The organism is Aquitalea sp., assembly GCF_030150775.1.
GTDB lineage: Bacteria > Pseudomonadota > Gammaproteobacteria > Burkholderiales > Chromobacteriaceae > Aquitalea > Aquitalea denitrificans.
This window is the reverse complement of record NZ_JASLFG010000025.1, coordinates 121454-147081: the sequence shown is the minus strand read 5'-3', so window position 1 is coordinate 147081 and position 25628 is coordinate 121454. Positions and strand designations below refer to the sequence as shown.

25 protein-coding genes are annotated in these 25628 nt (G+C 59.3%); 12 read left to right on the top strand and 13 right to left on the bottom strand.

Annotated features, from left to right (window positions below; translation table 11 throughout):
• Positions 1 to 174 precede the first annotated feature (174 nt).
• The 6 genes from QVF59_RS08595 (at position 175) to QVF59_RS08570 (ending at position 7501) form a co-directional block, all read left to right on the top strand.
• On the top strand, positions 175 to 1959 hold the full coding sequence (locus tag QVF59_RS08595; RefSeq protein WP_287878897.1) for an ABC transporter ATP-binding protein/permease: 1785 nt from the start codon (positions 175 to 177) through the stop codon (positions 1957 to 1959).
• A gap of 300 nt (positions 1960 to 2259) precedes the next feature.
• Positions 2260 to 3879, top strand: a complete 1620-nt coding sequence (locus QVF59_RS08590) for a methyl-accepting chemotaxis protein (RefSeq protein WP_159878342.1) — start codon at positions 2260 to 2262, stop codon at positions 3877 to 3879.
• A 285-nt stretch (positions 3880 to 4164) separates the two neighbouring features.
• Complete coding sequence (locus tag QVF59_RS08585) at positions 4165 to 5268, top strand: PfkB family carbohydrate kinase (protein ID WP_287878895.1); 1104 nt, start codon at positions 4165 to 4167, stop codon at positions 5266 to 5268.
• Entirely contained in the window at positions 5265 to 6191 is a 927-nt protein-coding gene (locus QVF59_RS08580; RefSeq protein WP_287878892.1) for a pseudouridine-5'-phosphate glycosidase, read from the top strand. The genes QVF59_RS08585 and QVF59_RS08580 overlap by 4 nt, the downstream gene beginning before the upstream one ends.
• 87 nt (positions 6192 to 6278) lie before the next feature.
• Complete coding sequence (locus QVF59_RS08575; protein ID WP_287878891.1) at positions 6279 to 6941, top strand: HD domain-containing protein; 663 nt, start codon at positions 6279 to 6281, stop codon at positions 6939 to 6941.
• Between the two features lie 140 nt (positions 6942 to 7081).
• Positions 7082 to 7501, top strand: a complete 420-nt coding sequence (locus tag QVF59_RS08570; protein ID WP_287878890.1) for a VOC family protein — start codon at positions 7082 to 7084, stop codon at positions 7499 to 7501.
• Positions 7502 to 7633: 132 nt separating this feature from the next.
• Here the strand turns inward: QVF59_RS08570 and QVF59_RS08565 are convergent, their stop codons facing one another.
• The 4 genes from QVF59_RS08565 to QVF59_RS08550 all read right to left on the bottom strand — a co-directional run bounded on the left by QVF59_RS08565 (position 7634) and on the right by QVF59_RS08550 (position 11073).
• A complete protein-coding gene (locus QVF59_RS08565) occupies positions 7634 to 8443 on the bottom strand; it encodes a MetQ/NlpA family ABC transporter substrate-binding protein (protein WP_159878352.1) in 810 nt (269 codons plus the stop codon).
• 108 nt (positions 8444 to 8551) lie between these two features.
• Complete coding sequence (locus QVF59_RS08560) at positions 8552 to 9238, bottom strand: methionine ABC transporter permease (protein WP_159878354.1); 687 nt, start codon at positions 9236 to 9238, stop codon at positions 8552 to 8554.
• Positions 9238 to 9975, bottom strand: a complete 738-nt coding sequence (locus QVF59_RS08555) for a methionine ABC transporter ATP-binding protein (protein WP_159878356.1) — start codon at positions 9973 to 9975, stop codon at positions 9238 to 9240. Before QVF59_RS08555 ends, QVF59_RS08560 begins: the two co-directional genes overlap by 1 nt.
• Positions 9976 to 10326: 351 nt before the next feature.
• Positions 10327 to 11073, bottom strand: coding sequence for an endonuclease/exonuclease/phosphatase family protein (locus QVF59_RS08550; protein ID WP_159878358.1), 747 nt, complete (start codon positions 11071 to 11073; stop codon positions 10327 to 10329).
• A gap of 297 nt (positions 11074 to 11370) precedes the next feature.
• Between QVF59_RS08550 and QVF59_RS08545 the strand changes: the two genes are divergently transcribed.
• Positions 11371 to 13533 (top strand): methyl-accepting chemotaxis protein, encoded by a 2163-nt coding sequence (locus QVF59_RS08545; RefSeq protein WP_287878888.1) that lies wholly within the window; start codon positions 11371 to 11373, stop codon positions 13531 to 13533.
• Between the two features lie 13 nt (positions 13534 to 13546).
• Here QVF59_RS08545 and QVF59_RS08540 read toward each other — a convergent pair whose 3' ends face one another.
• Entirely contained in the window at positions 13547 to 13834 is a 288-nt protein-coding gene (locus tag QVF59_RS08540) for a metal/formaldehyde-sensitive transcriptional repressor (RefSeq protein WP_159878368.1), read from the bottom strand.
• A 73-nt stretch (positions 13835 to 13907) separates the two neighbouring features.
• Here QVF59_RS08540 and QVF59_RS08535 point away from each other — a divergent pair, with 73 nt between their 5' ends.
• Positions 13908 to 15071 (top strand): HoxN/HupN/NixA family nickel/cobalt transporter, encoded by a 1164-nt coding sequence (locus tag QVF59_RS08535; protein WP_287878886.1) that lies wholly within the window; start codon positions 13908 to 13910, stop codon positions 15069 to 15071.
• Positions 15072 to 15140: 69 nt separating this feature from the next.
• Here QVF59_RS08535 and QVF59_RS08530 read toward each other — a convergent pair whose 3' ends face one another.
• On the bottom strand, positions 15141 to 15743 hold the full coding sequence (locus QVF59_RS08530; RefSeq protein ID WP_159878372.1) for a phosphatase PAP2 family protein: 603 nt from the start codon (positions 15741 to 15743) through the stop codon (positions 15141 to 15143).
• Between the two features lie 143 nt (positions 15744 to 15886).
• Between QVF59_RS08530 and chrA the strand changes: the two genes are divergently transcribed.
• Positions 15887 to 17221 carry a chromate efflux transporter gene (gene chrA, locus QVF59_RS08525; RefSeq protein WP_287878883.1) on the top strand — a complete coding sequence of 445 codons (1335 nt, stop codon included), beginning with the start codon at positions 15887 to 15889 and terminating at the stop codon, positions 17219 to 17221.
• A 3-nt stretch (positions 17222 to 17224) separates the two neighbouring features.
• Here the strand turns inward: chrA and nudB are convergent, their stop codons facing one another.
• From nudB to QVF59_RS08490, 7 genes are all read right to left on the bottom strand, one after another.
• Positions 17225 to 17671: a dihydroneopterin triphosphate diphosphatase gene (gene nudB / locus QVF59_RS08520; protein ID WP_287878881.1), complete on the bottom strand. Its 447-nt coding sequence runs from the start codon at positions 17669 to 17671 to the stop codon at positions 17225 to 17227.
• Positions 17661 to 18296, bottom strand: coding sequence for a response regulator transcription factor (locus QVF59_RS08515; protein ID WP_159878378.1), 636 nt, complete (start codon positions 18294 to 18296; stop codon positions 17661 to 17663). Before QVF59_RS08515 ends, nudB begins: the two co-directional genes overlap by 11 nt.
• The gene (locus QVF59_RS08510) at positions 18293 to 19600 is read right to left on the bottom strand and encodes a mechanosensitive ion channel family protein (protein ID WP_287878878.1); all 1308 of its coding nucleotides are present in this window, start codon (positions 19598 to 19600) and stop codon (positions 18293 to 18295) included. Before QVF59_RS08510 ends, QVF59_RS08515 begins: the two co-directional genes overlap by 4 nt.
• Before the next feature lie 28 nt (positions 19601 to 19628).
• The gene (gene lolD / locus QVF59_RS08505) at positions 19629 to 20318 is read right to left on the bottom strand and encodes a lipoprotein-releasing ABC transporter ATP-binding protein LolD (RefSeq protein WP_159878382.1); all 690 of its coding nucleotides are present in this window, start codon (positions 20316 to 20318) and stop codon (positions 19629 to 19631) included.
• A complete protein-coding gene (locus QVF59_RS08500) occupies positions 20311 to 21558 on the bottom strand; it encodes a lipoprotein-releasing ABC transporter permease subunit (RefSeq protein ID WP_159878384.1) in 1248 nt (415 codons plus the stop codon). The genes lolD and QVF59_RS08500 overlap by 8 nt, the downstream gene beginning before the upstream one ends.
• Positions 21559 to 21571: 13 nt before the next feature.
• Entirely contained in the window at positions 21572 to 21784 is a 213-nt protein-coding gene (locus QVF59_RS08495; protein ID WP_089083135.1) for a hypothetical protein, read from the bottom strand.
• A 75-nt stretch (positions 21785 to 21859) separates the two neighbouring features.
• Entirely contained in the window at positions 21860 to 22627 is a 768-nt protein-coding gene (locus QVF59_RS08490) for a C40 family peptidase (protein WP_159878386.1), read from the bottom strand.
• Between the two features lie 60 nt (positions 22628 to 22687).
• On the opposite strand from QVF59_RS08490, the gene QVF59_RS08485 reads away from it, so the two are divergent.
• From QVF59_RS08485 to QVF59_RS08475, 3 genes are all read left to right on the top strand, one after another.
• On the top strand, positions 22688 to 24370 hold the full coding sequence (locus QVF59_RS08485) for an ABC1 kinase family protein (RefSeq protein WP_287878875.1): 1683 nt from the start codon (positions 22688 to 22690) through the stop codon (positions 24368 to 24370).
• A complete protein-coding gene (locus QVF59_RS08480) occupies positions 24370 to 25149 on the top strand; it encodes a hypothetical protein (RefSeq protein ID WP_287878873.1) in 780 nt (259 codons plus the stop codon). Before QVF59_RS08485 ends, QVF59_RS08480 begins: the two co-directional genes overlap by 1 nt.
• A gap of 125 nt (positions 25150 to 25274) precedes the next feature.
• Positions 25275 to 25619, top strand: coding sequence for a DUF2325 domain-containing protein (locus QVF59_RS08475; protein ID WP_287878871.1), 345 nt, complete (start codon positions 25275 to 25277; stop codon positions 25617 to 25619).
• Positions 25620 to 25628: the final 9 nt, after the last annotated feature.

The window sequence follows — 25628 nt, the reverse complement described above, 5'->3', positions numbered from 1 at the left end:
CTGGCCGTACCGGGCTGTCCGGTACGGCACTTCATCCGGCAATACTTATTCATGAATCAGCCGCCATGTATGTTTGGCTCCACGCCATCCACACCGTAAGCTTTACATGATTCAGGCCGAACCGAGAGCGGGACTGATCCCGCCGGGTAACAATCATCAGGTCAAAGGGAAAACATGGACTGGAATCAGGAACTGGGCACCAGTATTGTCTGGGTTGCCAAAGCCTATGGCATCACCTGCCTGCTGTTTATCCTTGCCGTCTGGAGCCTGACCCGGCTCACCAGTTGGGGCCGGCAGTTCTGGCAGCTCAGCGGTGGCTACTTCAGCCTGCAACGCAGCAGCAAACCCTTGCTGGCCCTGGCGCTGATTCTGCTGCTCACCCTGGCGGGCGTGCGGCTGGATGTGGTGCTGTCCAACTGGAGCAACGGGCTATATACCTCGCTGCAGCAACTCAATGAAAGCCTGTTCTGGAGCTTTGTCCGCATTTTCTGCATTCTGGCCAGCCTGCATGTGCTGCGCAGCCTGTTCAGCTTTTACGTCAACCAGAGCTTTTCCATCCACTGGCGCGCCTGGCTGAACGAGCAATTACTGCAAAAACTGCTGCAGCACGACGCTTTCTACCGTCTGCAATACTTGCCGCAACACAGCGACAACCCCGACCAGCGTATCCAGCAGGATGTCAGTAGCTTTGTCAGCAGCTCGCTGGGACTATCCATGGGTGTGGTCAGTGCCCTGGTTTCCACCCTGGCCTACACACTGATCCTGTGGAACCTGTCCGGCCCCTTGCAGTTGCTGGGCGTGGAAATACCGCGCGCCATGGTATTTGCCGTATTTGTGTATGTGCTGATTGCCACCGTGCTGGCAGTAAAGATAGGCCGACCGCTGGTACGGCTCAACTTCCTCAACGAGCAGTACAACGCCAACTACCGTTACCTGCTGGTGCGGCTGCTGGAATACGCGGAAAGCATTGCCTTCTATGCCGGGGAACAGGTGGAAGGCATGCTGCTGCGCAGCCGCTTTGGCCAGATCATCCACAACAACTGGCGCATCGTGTTCCGGTCGCTGAAATTCCAGGGCTTCAACCTGATTGTCAGCCAGACCGCCGTGGTGTTTCCGCTCATCGTGCAGGCCCATCGCTTTTTCTCCAAGCAGATTACCCTGGGCGATCTGATGCAAACCTCCGGTGCCTTTGGCACACTGCATGACAATCTGTCCTTCTTTCGCAATGCCTACGACGATTTTGCCGGCTACCGTGCCGTGCTCAACCGTCTGTCTGGCTACTGCGACTCCATGCAGGAGGCTGCGGCGCTGCCACGGCCCGATATACAGCCGGATGGCAAGCGGCTGGCACTGGAAAACTTCTGCCTGCAGGCTCCGGACGGGCGCAAACTACTGGAGCAGGTTGATCTGGACATCCATAGCGGCAGCGCGCTGCTGATCCGCGGCGCATCCGGCTCGGGCAAAACCACGCTGCTGCGCAGCCTGGCCGGGCTATGGCCCTATAGCAGCGGTCGCATCATCCGTCCTGAGCACGGGCTGATGTTCCTGGCGCAAAAGCCTTACCTGCCGGGCGGCAGCTTGCGTGATGCGCTGTACTATCCAGCCACGCCCCCCGCCGGGGATAGCCAACAGGCAATAACGGTACTACAGGCCGTACAACTGGGACATCTGCAAGCACGGCTGGACGAGGAGCGCGACTGGAGCCAGACGCTGTCACTGGGCGAACAGCAGCGCCTGGCTTTTGGTCGCCTGCTGCTGAACAAACCGGATATTGCCTTTCTGGATGAAGCTAGCTCGGCGCTGGATGAAGGGCTGGAAGACGCGATGTACCGGCTGCTGCGCCAGCAATTGCCCGCCACCACCATTGTCAGCGTGGGCCACCGCAGCAGCCTGCTGCAATATCATCAGCAGCAACTGCATATTCTCGGCCAGGGTCGCTGGCAGCTACTTGAGCAGTAACAATCGGCCAGAGCAAACTGAAAACGCAGCGCAATTATCGCTGCGTTTTTTATTGTCCGCCCCATTTCAACAACAGGCCGCACCGTGTCAGTACACAGCACCACCGCGTTGGTGACCCCCTGTTCAAAAAATAAATAAATCATTGATTTTTATTGACTTATTAAAAAATAACCTTAGTAAGAATGTAAGAATTCCCTGTAATCGTCATAATTCGATGCTATACGTATACATACGTAGCGATTGCCATGCCCCAGCATGCACAGACAACGATAAAACGATTTCTTCGCAAGGATATCCCTCATGACCATCATCAGACGCCTCATCCTGACCCTGGCCATTGCCCTTTTTGCCTTGCTTCTGGTCGGTGGCTTCGGAGCCTACCAGCAGAAACAGGCCAGCAACCGCTTTGAAGACACCATCACCAACCTTGCCCCCAGCATCCGCGACCTGAACGGCATGGTTTATGCCTTCATGGATATCCGTGGCTCGGTCACCCGGCATTCGGTATCGCATACCACCGGGGAAAAGGCTGCTGCCGAAGCCATGTCCGGCGAAGCCGACAAAAAGCTGGACGACCTGATCAATGACTACGAGAAAAACCTGATCGCCGACGATCACGACCGCCAGCTGCTGCAGGATGACAAGGCCAAGCTGGCCGCCTACCGTGCTGAGCGTGGCAAGTACTTCGCCATGTCCAACAGCGGTAAGGACGACCTGGCCGATGCCATGCTGCGTGATGGCCCGCTCAACACAACCAGCAGCGAGTTCCGCAAGGCACTGAATGCCCACACCGAGTACAACCTCAAACTGGCCAATGACACACTGGAAACCAATAAGACCGCCTACAATGCAGCCCTGCTGCAAAGCGCCAGCCTGATCGGCATTGTGCTGGTGGTGGTGCTATACATGGGCAGCGTGCTGTACCGTGTAATCAGCGGCGGCTTGTCCTCCATTCAGCAAACCATGCAGAGCATTAACCAGTCGCTGGATTTCACTCAGCGTGTGCCCGTGGTTCGGCAGGATGAAATCGGCCTGACCGCCATGGCCTTCAACAACTTGCTGGAAGGCTTGCAGCACAGCCTGAAATCCATCATGGAAGGAGCCCACTCTGTCGCATCTGCCTCGCAGAACCTGTCGCAAACCGCTACTCAGGTGGCTGCAGCAGCGGATGCCCAGTCCTCCTCCTCTGCCAATATGGCCGCCACCATCGAGCAGATGACGGTCAGCGTCAACCATGTTGCCACCCGTGCCGAAGAATCACGCGACCTGGCACACAGTGCCGGCACACTTGCACATCAGGGCTCCACCACCATCAGCCAGACCATTAACGACATCCGTGACATTTCCAGCGCGGTGGACAGCGCCGCCAACAGCATTCGCGAACTGGACACCTACAGCGCCCAGGTTGATACCGTGGTGGGGGTAATCAAGGATATTGCCGATCAGACCAATCTGCTGGCGCTCAATGCTGCCATTGAGGCCGCACGCGCAGGGGAAATGGGACGCGGTTTTGCCGTGGTGGCCGATGAGGTACGCAAACTGGCCGAACGCACCAGCAGCTCCACCCAGGAAATTTCATCCACCATCAATGCCATGCGTGATCGCTCTCGGCTGGCTACCGAGCAGATGCATTCAGCTGAAGAACTGGTACGCAACGGGGTTGAGCGTGCCGACCACGCCGATGGTGCCATCAAGCAGATCGGCGATGCCACCGGCAACACCGTGCACATGGTCAGTGAAATATCTGATGCCATCAAGGAACAGGGCAAGGCCACCAACAATATTGCGGTACAAGTCGAGCAGATTGCCCAGATGACGGAAGAAGCCTCGTCCGCCGCCCAGGAAGCAGCCAGCAGCGCACAGCATCTGGACGCGTTGGCCCGCCAGCAGATCAGCACCCTTAGCCAGTACCGGCTGTAAATCTGCCTCAGCAAAGCAAACGGGCCGCCGGACATACTCTGGCGGCCTTGTCATTGGCAACGGCAAAAAAGAAACCCGTCCAGCCTGCGAACGGGTTATTCACCTTCCCCGGTGAAAGGCTGCTTACGCCAGTCGCTGCGTAAGCAGTACCGGAGTTATAGCTCCGTTTCATTATCCCCGTGCAACAAATGCAAGCCAAAACGCCTGTTACAGGACAGACTGGCTTGACCCTGCTGCTTGGCGACCATTAACATAAACAAATGTTTGCAATACGGACACTTGTTTATGACTGAGCGCGAGCAGGAAATTATGCAGCTACTGCGTCAGGACCCGCTGATTCCCCAGCAAGAACTGGCTGATCAGCTAAGCATCAGCCGCTCCGCCGTGGCCGGTCACATCATGAAGCTGATGCAAAAAGGCCATATCCTGGGCAAGGGCTACATTCTGGCCGATACCCCCTACGTGGTGCTGCTGGGGGGAGCCAATATGGATATCCGCGGCAGTACCAGCAACAGTCTGCGCCAGGGCGATTCCAATCCGGGACGTGTCAGTTGCTCACCCGGTGGCGTGGCACGCAATATTGCCGAGAATCTGGCCAGACTGGGAGCGGACTGCCGCCTGATCAGTGCCGTGGGGGATGATCTGTATGGCCGTGCCCTGCTGGAATCCACCCAGCGCGCCGGGGTAGATGTGCGCCCGGTGCTGCTGCTGCCGGATGCAGCCACCTCCACCTACCTGTCCCTGCATGGTCCGGATGGCGATATGGCCATCGCCATCAACGACATGGAAATCCTGGCACGACTGGACGCCGCCCGCCTCGCCCCGCAGCGCGAACTGGTACGCCACGCCGGGCTGATCATGGCCGATGCCAACCTGTCGGCAGAGGCGCTGGCCTGGCTGTTTGCAGAGGCAGGCGACACCCCGGTTTTCATCGACACGGTATCGGCCTTCAAGGCCGAACGCATCCGCCCCTGGTTGGGGCAGATCCACACCCTGAAACCCAACCGGCTGGAAGCCGCCACCCTGTCAGGCCTGCCGCTGGATCAGGCCAGCCATGCCCCCGCCGTTGCCAACTGGTTCCATCAGCAGGGCGTAGTACAGGTCGTCCTCAGCCTGGCCGGGGACGGCGTGTACTACAGCAGCGCGGCGGCTCAGGGCTGGAGTCCGGCTCCAGCAGTGGAAATCATCAACACCACCGGAGCTGGCGACGCCCTGATGGCAGGCCTTGCCTGGGGCTGGCTGCAACAGCAAGCACTGGACGAGACCGTTAGGTTTGCCCAGGCCTGCGCAGCGCTGACGCTGGGCTGCACTGCCACCAACAATCCAACACTGTCGCTGGCAGCGGTCCAGCACATGTGCACTACCCTGCAATACGCGGAGCAATCATGAAGCAAAACAGCCATCTTGATATTCACCCGGAAGTCGCCGCCGCACTGGCCACTGGCCAAGCGGTCGTTGCACTTGAATCCACCATCATTTCGCATGGCATGCCCTACCCGCAGAACGTTGCTACCGCCCTGCAGGTAGAAGCGGAGGTGCGCGCCCATGGTGCCGTACCTGCCACCATCGCCATCATTGACGGTCGGCTCAAGGCCGGCCTGAGCCACGATGAAATCGAACTGCTGGGAAAACGCGGCCGCGAAGTGGTCAAGGTCAGCCGTCGCGACCTGCCTTTTATCGTGGCCGCACGCCAGACCGGTGCCACCACGGTTGCCTCCACCATGATCATCGCCGCCATGGCCGGCATCCGTGTGTTTGCCACCGGCGGCATCGGCGGCGTACACCTCGGTGCCGAAACAAGCTTCGACATCTCGGCGGATCTGCAAGAACTGGCCCAGACCGCAGTCACCGTAGTGTGTGCCGGTGCCAAGTCGATTCTGGACCTGGGTCTGACGCTGGAATATCTGGAAACCCATGGCGTACCGGTAGTAGGTTTCCAGACCAACACTCTGCCTGCCTTCTTCACCCGCGAAAGTGCATTCAAGGTGGACTACCGCCTGGACCACCCGGCTGACATCGCCGCCGCGATGCAGGCAAAGTGGGCGCTGGAACTGAAGGGAGGCATGGTGGTGGCCAACCCCATTCCCGCGGAATACGCCATGCCGGCTAACAAGATAGACAGTGCCATCAGCCAGGCACTACAGGAGGCCGACGATCAAGGCATCCGCGGCAAGGAATCCACCCCCTTCCTGCTGGCACGGGTGTGCGAGCTGACTGGTGGCAACAGTCTGGCATCCAATATCCAGCTGGTGCTAAATAACGCTCGCCTGGCAGCAGCCATCGCACGCGAGTACTGCCTGCAGTCAGCCTGAAGATGCAGACCAGCCCCTGCAGCCCACATGGTTGACGCCGGTGGGCTGCAGCGGTGTAATCCCTGCCCCACCCACAGGAATACGGCCATGAATACCCAAAGCAATGCCTTGCTGCAGCACTGGCAACAACAACTGCTTACGCTGTTGCAGCAGCAGGCTCCTGACAAAGACGGCGCTCACGACCTGACGCATTTTCACCGGGTATGGGCCGCTGCACGCCACATCATGCTGCAGCATGTCGAAGCCGATGCGCTGGTAGTGCTGGCCGCCTGCTACCTGCACGACCTGGTCAACCTGCCCAAGAATCATCCCCAGCGCGAGCAGGCATCGCGCATGGCAGCAGCCAGGGCCAGCCAGTTGCTGACGGAAAACGGCTTTCCTGCCGAGCGGATCGCAGCCGTGGCCCATGCCATTGAAGCACACAGTTTTTCCGCCAACATCCCGCCACGCAGCATCGAAGCCAAGATCGTGCAGGATGCCGACCGCATGGATGCCTTGGGCAGCATCGGCCTGGCCCGCATGTTCTACACCTCCGGCCGCATGGGCCGGCAGCTGGCACATCCGGACAATCCCTTGGGTCTGGACCGGCAACTGGATGACCGCGAATACGCGCTCGACCATATCGAAGTCAAACTGGCAAAGCTACCGGACATGATGCAGACCGCCGCCGGCAAAGCCATGGCAGCGGAACGACTGGCACGGCTGCTCAGCTTCCGCCAGCAGTTTGTCGAGGAGTGGCTGGCGCGCTAGTCGCTTGTCAGCACGCATGGGCAGCGTGAATAGAGCGGCGTATGATGGGGAAAAAGCTGTCCAATAAAGAAGCTGCCCTGCCGCTGCCTGCTACCTAGCCACAACGGTATTTCCGGGTGCTTCACCAGAGGAGATGTCCCATGGAATACCACTACGGTCGACTGTTTGACCACGTTCATCTGCTTGTGCACGATCTGGCCGCCAGCAAACAGTTTTACCGTGCTGTATTGCAGGTTCTGGGCCGAGACCTGACCGCCGAAGGCCCGGACTACTTCTGGGCCGACGAACTGTTTGTCTCTACAGCGACGAGCGGGCAGCATAGTCATGTCCATCTGGCTTTCCAGACTGGCGATCCGGATTTGCCACAGCGTCTTTTTCAGGCCGGTCTTGCCGCTGGTGGCCAACTGGCCGGTCAGGATGCCAGCGGCCCACGCCTGAAATCCACTCCCCTGCTGCGTGATCCGGACGGCAATTTCATCGAAGCGGTGTTTCACAGTGGCCAACGACCTGCCAAGGCATGCTGTGTGGATGGCCCGGCTCCGTTTACCGTGTGCGAATGACTCCTACGCACCTGCTTGCAGACAAAAAAAGACGGAGGGCATTGCCCTCCGCTCAAGTCTTGTAGCCAGGAGTGTTACAAGAAAACAGTGCACGGCCCACGCTGGCGGGCCGGCATGAAAACCTCAGCTGCTTTACTTCCAGCCTTGCGGGAATTTGTAGCCCGCGTATTTCTTTTTCGCCCAGTCGCTGAAAGCCTTGCTGTTGTAAGCGGCAATCACGTCACGCGCCCACGGCTTACCCGCATCGGCAGCACGCACCACACCCCAGTTGATGTAGGCATAGCTCTTTTCCTGGAAAATGGCTTCGGTCAGCTTGATGCCGGAACTGGTGGCATAGTTGCCATTGATCACAGCAAAATCCACGTCACTGCGCGAACGCGGCAGCTGGGCCGCTTCCAGCTGGACAATCTTCAGCTTCTTCACATTGACAGCGATGTCACGCTCGGATGCAGTCAGCGGATTCACGCCCGGCTTCAGCTTGACCCAGCCCAGATCGCTTAACATCACCAGAGCACGGGCAAAGTTGGACGGATCGTTAGGTGCCGAAATGGTGCTGCCATCCTTGACCTCCTTCAGCGACTTCAGCTTGCCCGGATAAATGCCCAAGGGGGCTGTCGGCACTTGAAACACTTCTTTCAGATTCAGCTTGTGTTCCTTGGCGAAACTGTCCAGATAGGGCTTGTGCTGGAACACGTTCACATCCAGCGCACCTTCCTGCAGTGCCAGATTGGGACGGACATAATCGGTGAACTCCACCAGCTTGACCGCATAACCCTGCTTTTCCAGGATAGGTTTGACCGACTGCTTGACCATGTCGCCAAAGTCACCCACGGTGGTGCCGATCACGATTTCCTTCTTGGCCGGATCTGCAGCCAGAACCGGGCTGGCAACCGCCAGCGACAGCAACGAGGCGGCCAGCGCCTTGATAACGTATCTACGCATGAAAACTCCTTGCAATATCAGGTAAGGGAAGACCGGCCACATGCTGCATGCATCGCAATCTGGCCGGCGATGCCGGGCTGACAGTGCCGCCCGGTCTGGGTATCGGGTTTAACGCTTGTCCAGACGTGCCGCCAGTCGGTTACCGACAAACTGGATGATCTGCACGATCACTACCAGCAGCAGTACCATGGCTACCATCACGTCGGTCTGGAAACGGTAATAACCATAACGGATGGCCAGATCACCAATGCCGCCACCGCCCACCACACCAGCCACAGCGGAATAGCTCAGAAAGCTGATGGTGAGAATGGTGAGGCTGGAAATCAGCCCGGCGCGCGCTTCATTGAGCAGCACCTTGCAGATGATCTGCCAGGGGCTGGCACCCATCGCCTCCGCTGCCTCCACCACACCACGCGGGATCTCACGCAGCGTCTGCTCCACCAGCCGGGCAAAATAGGGAATCGCGGCAATCGACAGCGGGACGGCAGCGGCGACCGGGCCGATGGTGCTGCCCACCAGCAGACGGGTAAACGGCACCAGCGACACCATCAGGATGATGAAGGGGAAGGAGCGTACCAGATTGACCGTCCAGCCCAGCACGCCGTTGATCAGGCGGTTGGCAAACAACTGTCCCGGCTGCGACAGGTAAAGCAAGATACCCAGCGGGCCACCCAGCACAATGGCTGCGGCCAGCCCCACCGCCAGCATCAGCGCGGTTTCGCGGCAGGCCTGCCAGATTTCAGGAGCCATGCCAGACAGGTCGGCCAGTGCCGTGGCAAAAGTCAGTTCTTCCATTACGCAGCCTCCAGCAGGGAACGGGCCAGATCGGAACGGGCATCCACCACACCCGCACTCACCTCCACCACCTCCACCACCTTGCCGGCATCCAGCACGGCAGCACGATGGCAGATGGAACGCACCACGTGCATTTCATGGGTAACGATGACCACGGTGACACCAAAGCGCCGGTTGATATCCTGCAGACAGTCCAGAATGGACTGGGTGGTTTTGGGGTCCAGCGCAGATGTCGGCTCATCAGCCAGGATTACCTTGGGACGCGGTGCCAGCGCCCGGGCTATACCCACGCGCTGTTTCTGTCCGCCGGATAACTGGGCCGGATAGTGCCCGGCACGGTCGGCCAGGCCGACAACGTCCAGACATTCGATCACGCGGCTGGCAATATCAGCCTTGGACCAGCCGGCGATTTCCAGTGGAAAGGCGATATTGTCGGCCACGGTACGGTTGGCCATCAGGTTGAACTGCTGGAACACCATGCCTAGTTGCTGGCGGGCACGGCGTAATGCACGTGCGTCCATGGCGGTCAGGTCCTGACCGGCCACAATGACAGCACCGCTGTCGGGACGCTCCAGCAGATTGATCAGGCGCAGCAGGGTGGATTTGCCCGCACCGGAAAAACCGATCAGGCCAAACACTTCGCCCGGGGCAATAGACAGCGAGGTATCGCAGACAGCATCAAACCAGCCACCATCAGGGCGGCGAAAACGCTTGCCGATATTTTGCAGATGAATCATTCAAATACTCCAGAACGCACAAAGCCCGCCAATGGTTGCGGCGGGCTGTGTGCATGGAATCTTTGAAATGCGGTAAAGATTATATAAGCAGGTACTGAATCAATCCGGGGTCTGCTTACCCACGCTTTAGCTGTTTTACGCCCGCAAGCTGTGTCAAATCGGCGATTAATTTGTGATATTGAACATCAATTTTCGTATTACGTCAAGCCAAGTGCAGCAATCCTGCCAGTAACAAGCAAAAAATGCAGAAAAACGGCAAGTTTAACCTTGAATAGTCAGGATTTCGGCATGGTTTTATCAATCGATAAATACTGATGTTTCATATCGAACAGACCCCCTCCCCCCAACCGACTATGCCGGCAGCAGCGCTGCCGTCAGCGGCAAATGGTCGGACAGACGCGACCAAGGTCGGCCATGCAATACCTCGGCACTGACCACACGCAGACCACGCACATAGATGCGGTCCAGCGGCAATACCGGCAGGCGGGCAGGGAAACTCGGCACGTGCCGGCCACGATGCTGCAGGAAGACCTCCTGCAATCCGGCCTCGCTCAGACAGTCGGAGGCCTCGCCCTGCCAGTCATTGAAATCACCGGCCAGGATGATGGGTACATCCGGCGCAATTGCCTCGCGGATATAGTGCACCAGATTGGCATACTGCTTGCGCCGGTCGCGCGCCAGCAGATTCAGATGCGCACATAAAGCAGCTACCGGCTGGCTCCAGCCCTTGGGCAGCATCATGCAGTGCAATACCCCCCGGCTTTCAAAACGGTTGACCGAAATATCGCGGTTGCACCATTCGATGATGGGATAACGCGACAGTACCGCATTGCCATGATGGCCATGCTCATAAGCGGCATTCAGGCCATACACCACCTTGTGATCCAGCCGCCGCGCCAGATAGTGATGTTGCGGCAGAATGGGCCAGCCCTCGTGCCGCAAGGAACGCAGCAGGTTCTTGCCTTGCACCTCCTGCAGGAACAGCAGATCAGGCGCGAGGGCTTCCAGCGCATGGGCAATCTCGTTGACCCGCAAATGCCGGTTTAGCGGAGACATTCCCTTATGGATGTTGTAGGTAGTGATGTTCAGCGGCTTCATGGGATATCCATAGCGCAAGCAGGGGGTATCGCGCCAGTCAATTATTCAAAAAATGTCAGATTTTGACGCGCGACAAGCAAGGATCGACTTGCACCAATCATACGCAGTCATGCACCAGCATGGAATTTTTGCACCACAAATACGCACTGCATAAAGAACATTGTATGCAATTGCTTACAAATAGCCGCATTTGCAATTATTTTCTGTTAAATGATGGCAAAATCAGGCATGCAATCTACTAGATACGACACCGGCACATACTTGCCACTGTCTTTCAATTGCCGCAGGAGAGCTGTAATGAATCTGACCAGTCATCGCATGGCCTTGAGCCCGGAAGAAAAACGCTGGCTGCCCTGGACAGGCAGCAGCGGAAAACTGGCAATGCGGCTGGCCTGTTTTTACAACCAGGATCGCTATCAGGCACTGGAAAGCGTTTTTGACAATTTTGCCCGGCTGCGGGTACAGATCCTGCAACAGTGGGCAGAGCAGCAATGGCAGCAACTTGAAGGCATAGCGCTGCGACTGTCAGCCTGCGACAGCCCGCAATTGCAGGGCGAACTGGCGCGCCAGCTGGATGCCTTGAGCGACTTTACCGAACTGTTCATTCTGCAGCAGGACAAGCAGCTGCTGGCGGGTAGCCATGGCCTGTTTCAGGATCTGCCAGGGCCGTATGCCACCGCACTGGACCATGGATGCAAGCAGCGCTTTCTGCTTGGCCCGTATCGCGATGCCCGCACCTTGCAACTGGGGCCGCGCAGTTCGACTTTTCATGATGCAATCACCCTGCTGTTCATGCTGCCTGTGCGTCTGCCCGGGCAGCTTGATGCCTGCCTGTGTGCACGCCTGCCCAACGACGTGCTTGGCGACCTGATCCAGCGCGAGGCCGGACATATCTTTCATGAGTCCGGTGATAACTATCTGTTCATGGTGCAGTCGCGCTTTGACTCAGCCATTGCGCCAGGCACTGCTCTGTCCCGCTCACGCTTCGAGGACCGCACCTTCAGCGGCGGCGACAACCTGAAAGATGGGATCAAGACAGCCTACGGCGTGGTGCGTGTACAGCAGCATACCGAGCTGGAGCTGATCTTCAACGACCCGGCCACCGGCAATTTGCACCCTGGTGTACGCGAAACCATCCGCCACGGTGAAAACCTGTTTGTCACCTATCCGGGCTATGCCGACTACCGCCATATCCCCGTGATCGGCAAGGGTATACGCTTCCAGTTGCCAGGCTCGCCAGACGTGTGGGGCATCATGTGCGAGGCCGACCTAGCCGAGGTTTACCGTTACCGCTCGGTCAGCCAGCAACTGATGAAGGGCTTTGTCGGCGTTCAGGCCGGGCTGCTGGCCCTGGGCTATGCGGCACAAAGCCTGCTGGCACCCAGCCCGGCAGTACAGCTGCTGATCGGCATCCTGCTATTGCTGGCTGGTGCGCTGCTGTACCGCCAGGGCTTCACCCGGCCACTGGCGCAACGCCTGCGCGGCATCAGCGGCATGGTACGCAATATTGCCGAAGGTGACGGCAACCTCACCCTGCGCGTAGAGCGCAACCAGCTGACGGCAGATGAAACCGGCGTGATGGCGCAGTGGGTTAACAGTCTGATCGACCAGTTCGACCGCACGCTGGGGCAGCTGGTACGGCTAAGCCAGTCGCTGCAGCAGCGCAACCGCGACATGGCCGAGCACAATGCCGCCACGGTAACGGCGGCCAGCCAAGTACTAAGTACCGCGGACCGTACCCGGGACGGCCTGGGTCAGCAACAGCAGGTGCTGGATCAAGCCAACCACAACGCCAGCGGCATGGAGCAGGCCATGCAGCAACAGCGCCAGCTGGCACGCCAGCAGCTGGATACGGTAAACCAGAGCACGTTGGGCATTCGCGAAACCGTGGGACGTTCTGCCCAGACCATCGCCCAGCTCAGTGATAGCACCCGCGAGATCGAACAGGTGCTGAGCTTGATTCAGGAAATTGCCAAGCAGACCAATCTGCTGGCGCTGAATGCCGCCATTGAAGCTGCCCGTGCCGGGGAGAGCGGTCGTGGCTTCGCCGTAGTAGCGGACGAAGTACGCAAGTTGGCTGAACGTACCAGCCAGTCCACGCTGGAAATCGATCGCATGATACAGCGCGTGCAGCATCAGGCAGCGGAGGCGGTGGAGTCCATGCAAAGTGGCATGAGCCATCTGGAACAGGGTTTGCAGCTGGCAGAAGCATCTGCTGGAGAAAACATCGAGGTGCAACACATCGTGCGCAGCCTGCTGGACACCATCAACCAGCTAACACACAGCGGGCTGGAACACGCCAGTGCCACGGCGGAAATCGGCACGGTGGCAGCCACCATGCATGTAGCACAACAAAGCCTGTCGGACTGCGTGGATCATACCCGCCACACCATCAGCATGCTGGGTGAACTGGCGGGCCGCTTCCAGGTGAGCGGCAGCAGTGCAAAGCAGGTGGCGTAGAAGCAAATACCCCTTACTTGAGATAGGAACGCACGATACGCATTACCTGATCTACCTCCTGCTGTCGCGCCGGGTCCAGCTCTGGTGCGGCGGCACCATCCAGCAGCAGGTGTTCGCGCAGATGCCCTTCCAGCACCTCGGCCATCAGCCCGTTGACGGCACCGCGGATGGCGGCAATCTGCTGCAGCACTGCCATGCACTCCTCCCCCTCCTCCAGCGCGCGCTCAATGGCAGCGGCCTGCCCTTTGATGCGTCTTACCCGTGCCAGTAATGGCTTTTTTCCTTTGACGGTATGTCCCATGCTGCAATTTCTTTCTCAAAATATACTGGGGTGGAGTATATTGCCAGGCAATGTTCATTGTGAATCCGACATCATGCCACCTCTTTTACAACTGATACAGCAAGGTTCCAGCAACCTGTGGCTGTTCATTCCCAGCGCCATCATCCTGGGGGCCTTGCACGGGCTGGAACCCGGGCATTCCAAAACCCTGATGGCATCCTTCATCATCGCCATCCGCGGCAGCATCGCCCAGGCCGTGCTGCTGGGCCTGTGCGCGGCGCTGTCGCATTCGCTGGTGGTCTGGCTGCTGGCTGCTGCTGCCCTGCACTTTGGCAACCAGCTGCTGGTGGAGCAGGCCGAGCCATGGTTGCTGCTGTTCTCCGGCCTGATCGTGCTAGGCATTGCCGGCTGGATGCTCTGGCGCACACGGCTGGATAATCTGGCAGCCCGCGCCTGGCAACAGGCACCGCATGGCGGCAAGGTCATCAATACCGGACATGGCGTGGTGGAGTTACTGCTGGACACCAGTGCACCCGCGCACTTCCGCCTTTACTGCTACACCCCGCACATGCGGCCACAGCGTCCTGCTGCCGATGTGCGCTATGTATTGCAGCTGTGGCGCGATGATGGCAGTGAAGAAACCCATGTACTGCAACAGCAGGGCGACTATCTGCAATCAGCCAGCACAACGGCGGAACCACACCGGTTTGATGTCACGCTGGACATGCAGCATGGCGATCACAGTCACCGTTTTGCCGTCCGTATCGGTGCTCCCGCCGCACAGCGCTACCGCCAGCAGGGCAGCAGGGCTGCGGCCATGCGACCGGCAATCACGACAGGCCGCCAGTTGTCACGGCAAAGTCAACCGGAATCGGGCTATCAGGATGCCCACGAAAAAGCCCATGCTGATGAAATTGCCCGCCGCTTTGCCGGCCAGCCGGTCAGCACCGGCCAGATTGCCCTGTTTGGCCTGACCGGTGGCCTGATGCCCTGCCCGGCCTCGGTCACCATCCTGCTGCTGTGCCTGCAGCTCAAGCGGGTGGCACTGGGGATCACCATGGTGGCGTCCTTCAGCCTGGGGCTGGCAATTTCGCTGGTCAGCGTCGGGGTGATTGCTGCCTGGGGAGCCCAGAAGCTGGGACAGAAAATGGGCTGGCTGGATGGCGTGGCACGACGCCTGCCCTATCTGTCCAGCCTGCTGATGATGGTGATTGCGCTGGTAATGATGGTGCAGGGCTGGCGGCAGCTGATGGCCTGAACTGACCGGCCAGTAACCATGAAAAAACGAGGCCTATGCCTCGTTTTTTCATACGGTGCAAACCGCTACTCAAGCCTTGAGCCAGCCACGTGCAATCGGCTTGGCCAGCAGGCAACGGTAGCTGTGATTGAGCACGGTAAACAGGCGCGAACCAAACAAGGGCCAAGCCTTGTGCAGCAGCCAACTATAGGGCAGCGACAACAATATGCCACCCAGAATGTCCAGCGGCCAATGCACGCCCAGATAAATACGCGACAGCCCCACCAGTACGGTCAGCCCCAGCAGCAGCTGCCCCAGCCCCGACTTGCCAGCCAGCCAGAAGGCAAAGGCGGTGGTGGCAAAAATGGTTGCGTGATCACTGGGAAAGGACGGGTCTGCCACATGATCGATAAAGCGATAACCCAGGCCGATGGCGAAGGGACGCGGGTGATCCCACAAGGCACCGATCAGCAGGTTAAACAGCAAGGCAAGGGCAACGCTGCTCAACACCTTGAGCGCGCGCTCGCGCTGGGATGCATCACCCCATACCCACATCAGCAGCAGCATGGCCGGAATCAGCAGGATCAGGTATTTGGCAAAAAAGATGGCCAGCTTGATCATCAATGCCGAAGAGGCCGGCGTTGCGTTGACGAGCAGGAAACAGGCCTGATTGATGCTTTCCAGTGCAGACATGACAGTTAGGTTACATAAAGAGAAAAACGGATTGTAACGGCACTGTCGGCTTACTGTCCTTGCCTGTTTTGTGACGAAGTTTGTCATTGCCAGTTAAAGTGCTGACAATCCAGTCAGCCTCTCTACGACCAGCCGGGATCCACATGAGCCAAGCCCCAGAACATCAGCCGCCACCCCCCGTCAGCCTGCGCCAGGCTTTTTCCTTCTGGCTGAAGCTGGGTTTCATCAGTTTTGGCGGCCCGGCCGGACAGATTGCCATCCTGCATCAGGAGCTGGTGGAAAAACGGCGCTGGATTTCCGAACGGCGCTTTCTGCATGCGCTCAACTACTGCATGCTGCTGCCGGGGCCGGAAGCACAGCAGCTGGCCACCTATATCGGCTGGCTGATGCACCGCAGTGCGGGAGGAGTCATCGCCGGCAGCCTGTTTGTGCTGCCTTCACTGCTCATCCTGATCGGCCTGTCGTGGATTTATCTGGCCTTTGGCCACCTGCCCTTGCTGGTAGGACTGTTTTATGGGCTAAAACCGGCCATTGTTGCCATCGTGCTGCAGGCAGCCTTGCGCATTGGCCAGCGGGCACTGAAAAACCGCGCACTATGGCTGCTGGCGCTGGCTGCTTTTCTGGGCCTGTCAGTACTTCACCTGCCCTTTCCACTGATCATTCTGTCCGCCGCGCTGGCTGGCTGGCTGGCCGACCGCCGCTGGCCGGCGTTATTTGCCATGACCAAAGGCAATCATGGCAAACCGGGAGTGCATTTCGGCCCGGCGCTGATCGACGATGACACCCCAACACCAGCCCATGCCCGTTTCAGCCGCAGCGGGCTATTGCGGGTGCTACTGGCCGGCTGCCTGCTGTGGTTCGCCCCCATGCTGCTGCTTTACAGCCAGTTGGGCTGGCAGCATCCCTTCACTCAGATGAGCTGGTTCTTTACCAAGGCAGCCTTGCTGACCTTTGGCGGTGCCTATGCGGTACTGCCCTATGTGTATCAGGGTGCGGTGGCGCATTACGGCTGGCTGAGCGCCGGGCAGATGATGGATGGCCTGGCGCTGGGTGAAACCACGCCGGGTCCGCTGATCATGGTGGTGGCGTTTGTCGGCTTCGTCGGCGGCTACCAGCATGTGGGTAACCTGCCACCCGGGCTGGCCGGCAGCCTGGCTGCCACGCTGGTGACCTGGTTTACCTTCCTGCCATCCTTCCTGTTCATCCTGGCCGGAGGGCCGCTGATCGAACGCAGCCACGGCAGTCAGGCGCTCACGGCACCGCTAAGCGCCATCACGGCGGCGGTAGTCGGAGTGATTGCCAATCTGGCGCTGTTTTTTGGCTGGCAGGCGCTGTGGCCGCATGGCTGGCAGGCGGGTCCGGACTGGACGGCACTGCTGATTGCACTGGCCACTGCGGTGGCCTTGTTGCGTTACAAGCTGGGCATCATTCGGGTGATGGCAGTCGCGGCACTCTGCGGCTACCTGCTGCACCCTTGAGGCTTATACCAGGCCAAGCCGGCTGGGCAGCATGCGAATGGCGGCGGCATTGGAAGGGGAAAACACCAGCTCGACCGCCTGCTGCCACGGCAGCCATTGCTGGGCGGTGTGCTCGCCCGGAGCCAGTTGCACGCTTTGCGGCTGCGCCAGTTGCAGACCAAACACGTACTCGTCGTTATGCGTGACCCCGGCAGGATAGCGATGACGCCAGTGCGGGTAGATTTCGTAGCGGTTATGCAGCTGCCAGTCGCTCAGCACGTGCTGGTGGGCATCCAGCGCAGTTTCTTCCAACAGTTCGCGCCGGGCGGTATCCAGCAGGCTTTCGCTGCCTTCACGGCTGCCGGTGACTGATTGCCAGTAGCCTGGCTTGTCCGCCCGTTCGATCAGCAAGACCTGGCCATCCATGGTGTGGATCACCACCAGCACCGACACCGGTTGCTTAGTGCCCATCGTTGCGGCCCCCGCCATTATCAGCTTGACTGGCGGCCAGCAGGCCTGCCAGCTCCACCGCTGATTTGACGCCCATTTTCTCGAATACGCGCGAGCGGTGGACTTCCACCGTTTTCATGCTGATGGAGAGATCTTCTGCAATCTGCTTGTTGAGCTTGCCCAGCAAAATCAGTTGCATCACTTCCTTCTCGCGCTCGGTGAGCTGTGCCAGCAGTCCACCCACGCGCTGGCGGCGGGCATGGCTGGCACGGTTGGCTTCGTCCTGCCGCAGCATTTTCTCCACACGCGCCAGCAGCACTTCGTCATCGAAGGGCTTTTCCATGAAATCCAGCGCGCCCAGCTTGATGGCGGCCACTGCATGCGGCACATCGCCATGTGCCGTAAGCATGATGGCCGGCGGGCAATAGGCCAGATCAGCCAGTCGCTCCAGCAGCATGATGCCGGACATGCCGGACATGCGCAGGTCGACAATCAAGCCGTTGAAGCTGATGTCCGGGCCGGTGGCCAGAAACTCCTCGGCGCTCTCGAAACCGCTCACCTGATAACCCTGGCCATCCAGCAGCCAGATCAGCGCCTGCCTGACGGCAGCATCATCATCCACGATGGCCAGTTTTTTGCCGCTCATGCCTGTTCTCCCTTGCCGGGCAGCGCCACGGCCACATCGCTGACAATCCGCACATCCCGCTGCGGATAAGGAATTTCGATTCCCAGTTCCTTGAAACGACGCCAGATGGCCAGGTAGATTTCCGAACGCAAGCCCATGAAACCGTTTTCCGGGTCCTTGACCCAAATGCCCAGTTCCAGATTAATGCCGCTATCGGCAAAGGCAGTGACAAAGGCGGCTGGTGCCGGGTCGGCCTGTACCCGCGGGTTTGCGGCAGATTCACGCAATACCGCCAGCGCCTGGTCAAGATCGGTACCGTAATCCACCTGGATAGGTAGACTGATCCACATTGCCTTGTCCGAGTAGGACTGGTTGATCACGGTATTGGAAATCAGCGCGTCATTCGGCACCAGTGCTTCCGAGCCATCGGCGCTCTTGAGCACCACGTAGCGCGAGGTAATGCGCGTGACGTAGCCAACGCGGTTGTCCACCATCAGGCGGTCGCCAATGCGGATGGAGCGGTCCAGCAAGATGATGAAGCCGGACACATAGTTGCTGGCAATCTTCTGCAGACCGAAACCCAGCCCCACACCCAGCGCGCCACCAAATACCGACAGCACGGTGAGGTCTATCCCCACCACTGGCAGGGCGATGAGCACCGCCACCACAATCAACAAGGTACGCGCCATCTTGGCAAACACGATGCGCAAGGACAGGTCCATGTGCTTGAGACCCATCACACGGGCTTCCAGCACACGGCTGACCCACAAAGCCACCACCACGATGATGGACACCCACAGCATGGCGTTGAGGATGGTGAGCAAGTCCAGATGGGTTTTACCCACACTGAAGGATACCGACTGCAGCCAGTCCAGCATCACATCATCAAAGCCGATGGCCCAGCTGACAAAGCCCAGCCACAGCACACTGGCAATGAAGTGTTCCGAATTGCGTTCGAATTTGCCTTGCGGCAGCGCCTGGCGCATCACCGCGGTAAACAGGCGGATCACCCCCAGCCAGAACAGCATGGCGGTAAACAGTGGCAGCAGGTGCGGACGGCTGTGAGTCAGCCAGTTCCAGCCCAGAATACTCAACAGCATGCAACCCAGCGCCACACCAGGCAACACCAACCGGAAGGCCGCGTAAGGGACGAAGCGTTCATAGCGCTCGGGATGATGCCGGAAATAGCCCTGGAAGGTGCTACGGGCAGCAAAAACCCCCAGCAGCAAGCTGAAAACGCCAAGCAGCAATTGCATCAACCCGGGGCCGGTCTGCAGCGCCTGCAGTACCAGATCAAAATCCATTTCTTCACGCACAAACAGCATTGTTTTCTCCGTATCGCACCCTGACGGCTCAAGCGCTCAGCACTGCGTCCTGCAAACGGCCTTCAACCAATCGCAAGGTACGCTGTGCACGGGCTGCCAGCTCCAGATCATGGGTCACGATCACCAGGCTGGTGCCCAGACCCTCGTTCAGCTCCAACATCAGGTCAAACACCTGGTGGGCGGTCTGGTAATCCAGATTACCGGTGGGCTCGTCCGCTAGCAGGCAGGCCGGCTGGGTCACCAGCGCCCGCGCAATGGCAGCACGCTGGCGTTCACCACCGGACAGCTCGCCCGGCTTGTGTTGCAGACGCTGGGCCAGGCCAACCCGCGTCAGCATGCTGGCCGCTCGCTCTTCGGCTTCCTGGCGCGGCAGACGGCGGATCAACAGCGGCATCATCACGTTTTCCAGCGCAGAGAATTCCGGCAGCAGGTGATGAAACTGGTAAACAAAGCCCAGCGACTGGTTGCGCAGCACACCACGCTCGGCCTCGGACAGGCCGGCCAGATCGCGCCCCAGCACCTCCACGCTGCCCTGGCTGGGGGTATCCAGCCCACCCAGCAGGTGCAACAGCGTGCTCTTGCCCGAACCGGAAGCGCCGACAATGGCCAGCCGCTCGCCCTTGTCCACGCTCAGCGACACATCGGACAGCACGGTCAGATTCAGCCGCCCTTCGCTATAGGTTTTGCCCAGATTGCGGCAGTTCAGCACATTACTCATAGCGCAGCGCCTCCGCCGGCTGGGTACGCGCTGCACGCCAGCTGGGATAAATGGTGGCCAGCAAGGCCAGCAGCAGGGCAATCACGGTGATGGTGCTGACATCGCCCAGCTGCACATCGGAAGGCAGGTAATCAATCATGTACACCTCGCTGGACAACAGCTTGGTGCCCAGTATTTTCTCGATGAACGGGACAATCACGTCCAGATTCAGTGCCACGACAACACCGCCGACCACCCCGGCCAGCGTACCGCTGACACCGGCCACCGAGCCCTGGATCATGAAAATCTTCATGATGCTGGACGGTGCCGCGCCCAGAGTGCGCAGGATGGCGATGTCGGCCTGCTTGTCAGTCACCACCATCACCAGGGTGGACACCAGATTGAAGGCCGCCACCGCCACGATCAGGGTGAGGATGATGGTCATCATGCGTTTTTCAATCTGCACCGCGCGGAAGTAATTGGCATTGGTATCGGTCCAGTCGCTCACCTGCGCCTGCTGACCCAGCGCCTGCTGCAGATTGGCCTTGACCAGCGGGGCCAGCATCGGGTCATCCAGCTTCAGCCGCACGCCACTGACGGTATCCCCCATGCGCGACAGCACCTGCGCGTCCTGCAGATGAATCATCGCCAGCGAGGCGTCGTACTCGAACATGTCCACCTTGAAAATGCCAATCACGGTGAACTGCTTGTAGCGCGGAATCATCCCGGCAGGCGTGACCGTGCCTTCCGGGGTAAACAGGGTCACCTTGTCACCCAGCCCCACATTCAGCTGCCGCGCCAACTCCACCCCCAGCACGATGCCGAAGCTGCCGGGCTTGAGCGCCTCCAGCTTGCCACGCAGCATGTGCTGACCCACATCCACCACCTTATCTTCCAGTACCGGCTCAATGCCGCGCACCATACCGCCACGCACATTGCCATAGGCAGAAAACAGGCCCTGGCCGTTGACGAAGGGTGCTGCTGCCAGCACATGCGCATCGCGTTCCGCCACCTTGGCCATGCTCTGCCACTGCGCCAGCCGGCCATCGAAAGCAGAGATTTCCACATGCGAGGCCACACTGAGGATACGGCCACGGATTTCCTTCTGGAAACCGTTCATCACCGATAGCACGATGATCAGGGCCGCCACACCCAGTGCGATGCCGACGATGGAAATGAGGGAAATGAAGGAGATGAAACCATTACGCCGCTTGGCGCGCAGATAACGCAGTCCGATCAGGACTTCAAATGGCCATTGCATGCCGACTTGCCTTTCAGGACTGGTAGGGGTTGTGCAGGCTTTGCATCAGGCGTACCAGAAAGTCCTTCACCTGGCCTTCATCGCAGCCCATCAGGATGGCATCTTCCAGCGCGTCCTGCGCCATCTGCTGCAACTCCTCCAGGTTTTCGTTCATTACCTTGATTTTTTCCACGCAGGCAACAATGCCGCCCTGCGGGTCTTTCCAAACCGGGATTTCAATATTCATGGCCATGCCTGGCTATTCCTGAAAACGCAATGCCCGCACAGGCGGGCATCGTGATGATGACAGACCGCCAACCTTTCAGTTGGCCGGCTTTTTCTTTTTACCGTGACCGGACTTGCCCGCCTTGGCGGGCTTGCTGCTCTTGTCCGCCTTGCCGGCCTGCTTGCCACCCTTTTTCTTGCTGGCGGACGCTTCGGCAACGGGCTTGCATTTCTTGCCCTTGCGGCACTTCATTTTTGGCGCTGCCGCACCACCACTTGGCGAGGCCACGGCATCATTACCGGCATCGGCCTGGTCAGCAGCGGCAACTGTATTGACATTGCTGCGGTTGATACGACGTGCACCATTCCAGCGGCTTTGCCAATAGCTCTGGTTCATGTTCACCACTTCGATATTGCGACCGGTACGCGGCGCATGGATGAACTTGCCATTGCCCATATACATGCCGACATGGGAATAAGCGAAACCACGGGTATTGAAGAAGACCAGATCACCAGCAACCAGTTCACTTTTATCAACGGCCTTGCCAATGTGCGCCATCTCGGCCGAGGTGCGCGGCAAATTGACCTTGAGGGATTTCTGGAATACATAACGGACAAAGCCGCTGCAATCCAGCCCGCTGACCGGCGAATTGCCACCAAAACGATAGGCAACGCCCAGCAGACTCATGGCCTGCAGCAGCAAATCTCCTACAGCATCCTCGCCAGGCGAGGCATACTTGGCAATGGGGTCTTCCGAGGCCTCGACCTTGGGCCGTGCGTCCTGCGCAGTTTTTTCAGGTGCGGCCTGGGCAAAAACCATGACGCCAGCAAGCATCACGGCGAGTAATCGGAGTTGCAATTTCATAGGCCGCACTCTATCGGACAGGGACGGGAGTGTAAAGCCAACTTGGACACCAGATAGCCCATGCTCAGAGAAACTCTTGTTGCAATGCGTGACCTTCCACGCCTGAAGGAAATCAGTGGCATTCTCATCCGCCACGGTCTGGGAGAGTTTGCCCAGCGCCTGCGCCTGCCGCGCGCCATGGAAAAAGCTGGCGAATGGCTGAACCTGCACCTGCCGGATGCCGATGCCGGCTTGCCCACCCCGGTGCGGGTGCGGCTGGCCTTCGAGGAGTTGGGCCCCACCTTCATCAAGCTGGGGCAGATCCTCTCCACCAGGGTGGATGTTTTCTCTGCCGACTGGATTGCCGAATTCGAAAAGCTGCAGTCCACCGTGCCGCCGGTGGACCCGGCTTCGGTACGCCTGCTGGTAATCAAGGCACTGGGCAAACCGCCGGAAGAGCTGTTTGCCAGCTTCGATGACAAGCCCATCGGTTCGGCCTCCATCGCCCAGGTTCACTTTGCCACCCTGCATGATGGCAGCCATGTGGCGGTCAAGCTGCGTCGGCCCGGCATTGTCGACAAGGTGGATGCCGACCTGCGCATCCTGGCGCATCTGGCCACGCTGATCGAAATGGAATTTCCCGATGCCCGCCGCTTTCAGCCGGTGGAAATCGTCAGCCAGTTTTCCCGCTCGCTCAAACGCGAGATGGACCTGGCCGTCGAAGCGCGCAATATGGAGCGCTTTGCCCGCGACTTTGCCGATGATCCGCAAGTGGTAGTGCCCAAGGTGTACTGGGAGTTCACCAACCCGGCAGTCAATGTGCAGCAGCATATCGACGGCCTGTCGGCCAGCCGGCTCGACCAATTGGCCGACAGTGGGCTGGACCCGGTGGCACTGGCCAGCCATGGTGCCGATGCCGTGCTGAAGATGATTCTGCTCAACGGCTTTTTCCACGCCGACCCGCATCCCGGCAATGTGTTCTTCCTGCCGGAACACCGTATCGCCTTTATCGATTTCGGCATGGTGGGGCGCATCAGCCATGGCCGGCGCGATGAAATCGTCGACCTGCTGGCCGCACTGGGCGAGCGCAACGAACATGCAATGATGGATGTACTGATCGAGTGGACCGGCAACACCCCGGTGGACGAGCAGAAATTTGCCTACGACATCAGCGAATTCATGTTCCAGTACGAACACGTACCGCTGAAAAACCTCAATATCAGCCAGTTGATCAACGACATCATGGCCCTGATTCGCGACCACGGCATCCTGCTGCCACCGGACATGGCCATGTTGTTCAAAGCGCTGATCACGCTGGAAGGACTGGGTCGCCAACTAGACCCGGACTTCCAGCTGGTGGAACACATCACGCCCTTCGTGCGCGAACTGATTGTCGCGCGCTATCACCCCAAAACCCTGCTCAAGCGCGGCAAGCTGACGCTGCAGGAAACGCTGGGCATGCTCACCGGCCTGCCGCGCGACATCCTGCGTCTGTCCAAGGACATCCGCCAAGGCAAGTTCCGCATCAACCTGGACCTGCAGCGGCTGGACAGCTTTGGCAAACAGCTGGACCGCAGCACCAACCGCCTGACCATGGCCATTGTCACCGGCTGCCTGATCATCGGTTCCTCAATCGTGATGACGGTGAACGCCGGGCCCAAGCTGTTCGGCCTGCCCTTCTTCGGCTTCATCGGCTTCATGATTGCGCTGTTCAACAGCGTGTGGCTGATCTGGTCGATCTGGCGTTCCGGAAAGGATTTCTAATGCGCACCCTGCTTCTACTCTCGCTGCTGCTGGCCAGCGCGCCGGTTTTGGCCTTGCAGGTTGTCGATCTGAGCTGGCGCGATGCCGCCGAGCTACAGGCCGCACTGCAGCCACAGCTGCGCGCCGATGAGCGGCTGAGCGTGCTGGACAACAAGCTGATCATCGACGCCAGCCCGGCACGGGAACAGCAGCTGGCAGCGCTGGCCAGACAACTGGACGTGCGCCCGGCCAGTCTGCGGCTGGAGGTAAGCCAGGACGGCAGCAGTGTGCAAAGCCAGTCTGGCATGCAGGTACAGGGCAGCATCAGCATAGGCCGCATCATGCCCGGCAGCCCGGGCAATGGCGTCACCCTGTCCGCCGGGCAGGATAGCCGCGCCCAATCCGGCCAGAGCCTGCAAAGCCTCACCTTGCTGGATGGGCGTAGCGGCTTTATCCAACTGGTACAAAGCCGCCCCCTGCCCTGGATATTGCTTACCCCGCAGGGTGGCATGCTGCGTGGCAGTAGCTGGCAGGACGCCATCAGCGGCTTTTATGCCAGGCCCCGCCTGAATGGAAAGCGGGTCAGCATCGAACTGGCCGTCAGCCAGCAGGCATTCAACGGTGCGCAACGCACGGGTAGCCAGCTGTCCACCACGGTGGAAGGCAGGCTGGGCGAGTGGCTGGAGGTTGCCCGCACCACGCAGGACAGCCAGGGCAGGGAAAGCCTGCTGATCGGCGGTAACCAGCAACAGGGGCAGCAAAGCCACAGCGTGCGGATTCGCGTGCAGGCCCTGCCCTGAGCGTCAGCTTCGCCTACCGGCGAACACAATCAACCACACAGCAATGACAATGGACTGTCACGGAGCTTGCATTTGCAAATAGTAATGATTATCATTTGCAAAACTTATCCAAACAGGAGCCACTCATGAACGCAATGCTGGTAGGTGCAGATACCCTGGGCAATATCCCCAACGTGCTACAGGACCATGGCATCAATATTCATCGCCACCTGAGCGGCCGTAACAGCTCGCACCAGCGCAAGGTGGACCGCCTGCCAGCCGGAACGGATCTGCTGATCCTGTTTACCGATTTCCTCGGTCACAACGTGATGCGCCACTTCCGTTCGCTGGCGGCAGAACAGGATATCCGCTTCATTGCCTGCCGCCGCTCGGTGTGTGCGCTCAAGCAATCGCTGACCGGTGCAGGACTGTGCGAACAGGCTTGCGCCAGCTGTCCGCAGCGCCAGACACAGAGCAAGCAGGCACACTAGCCAGACCAC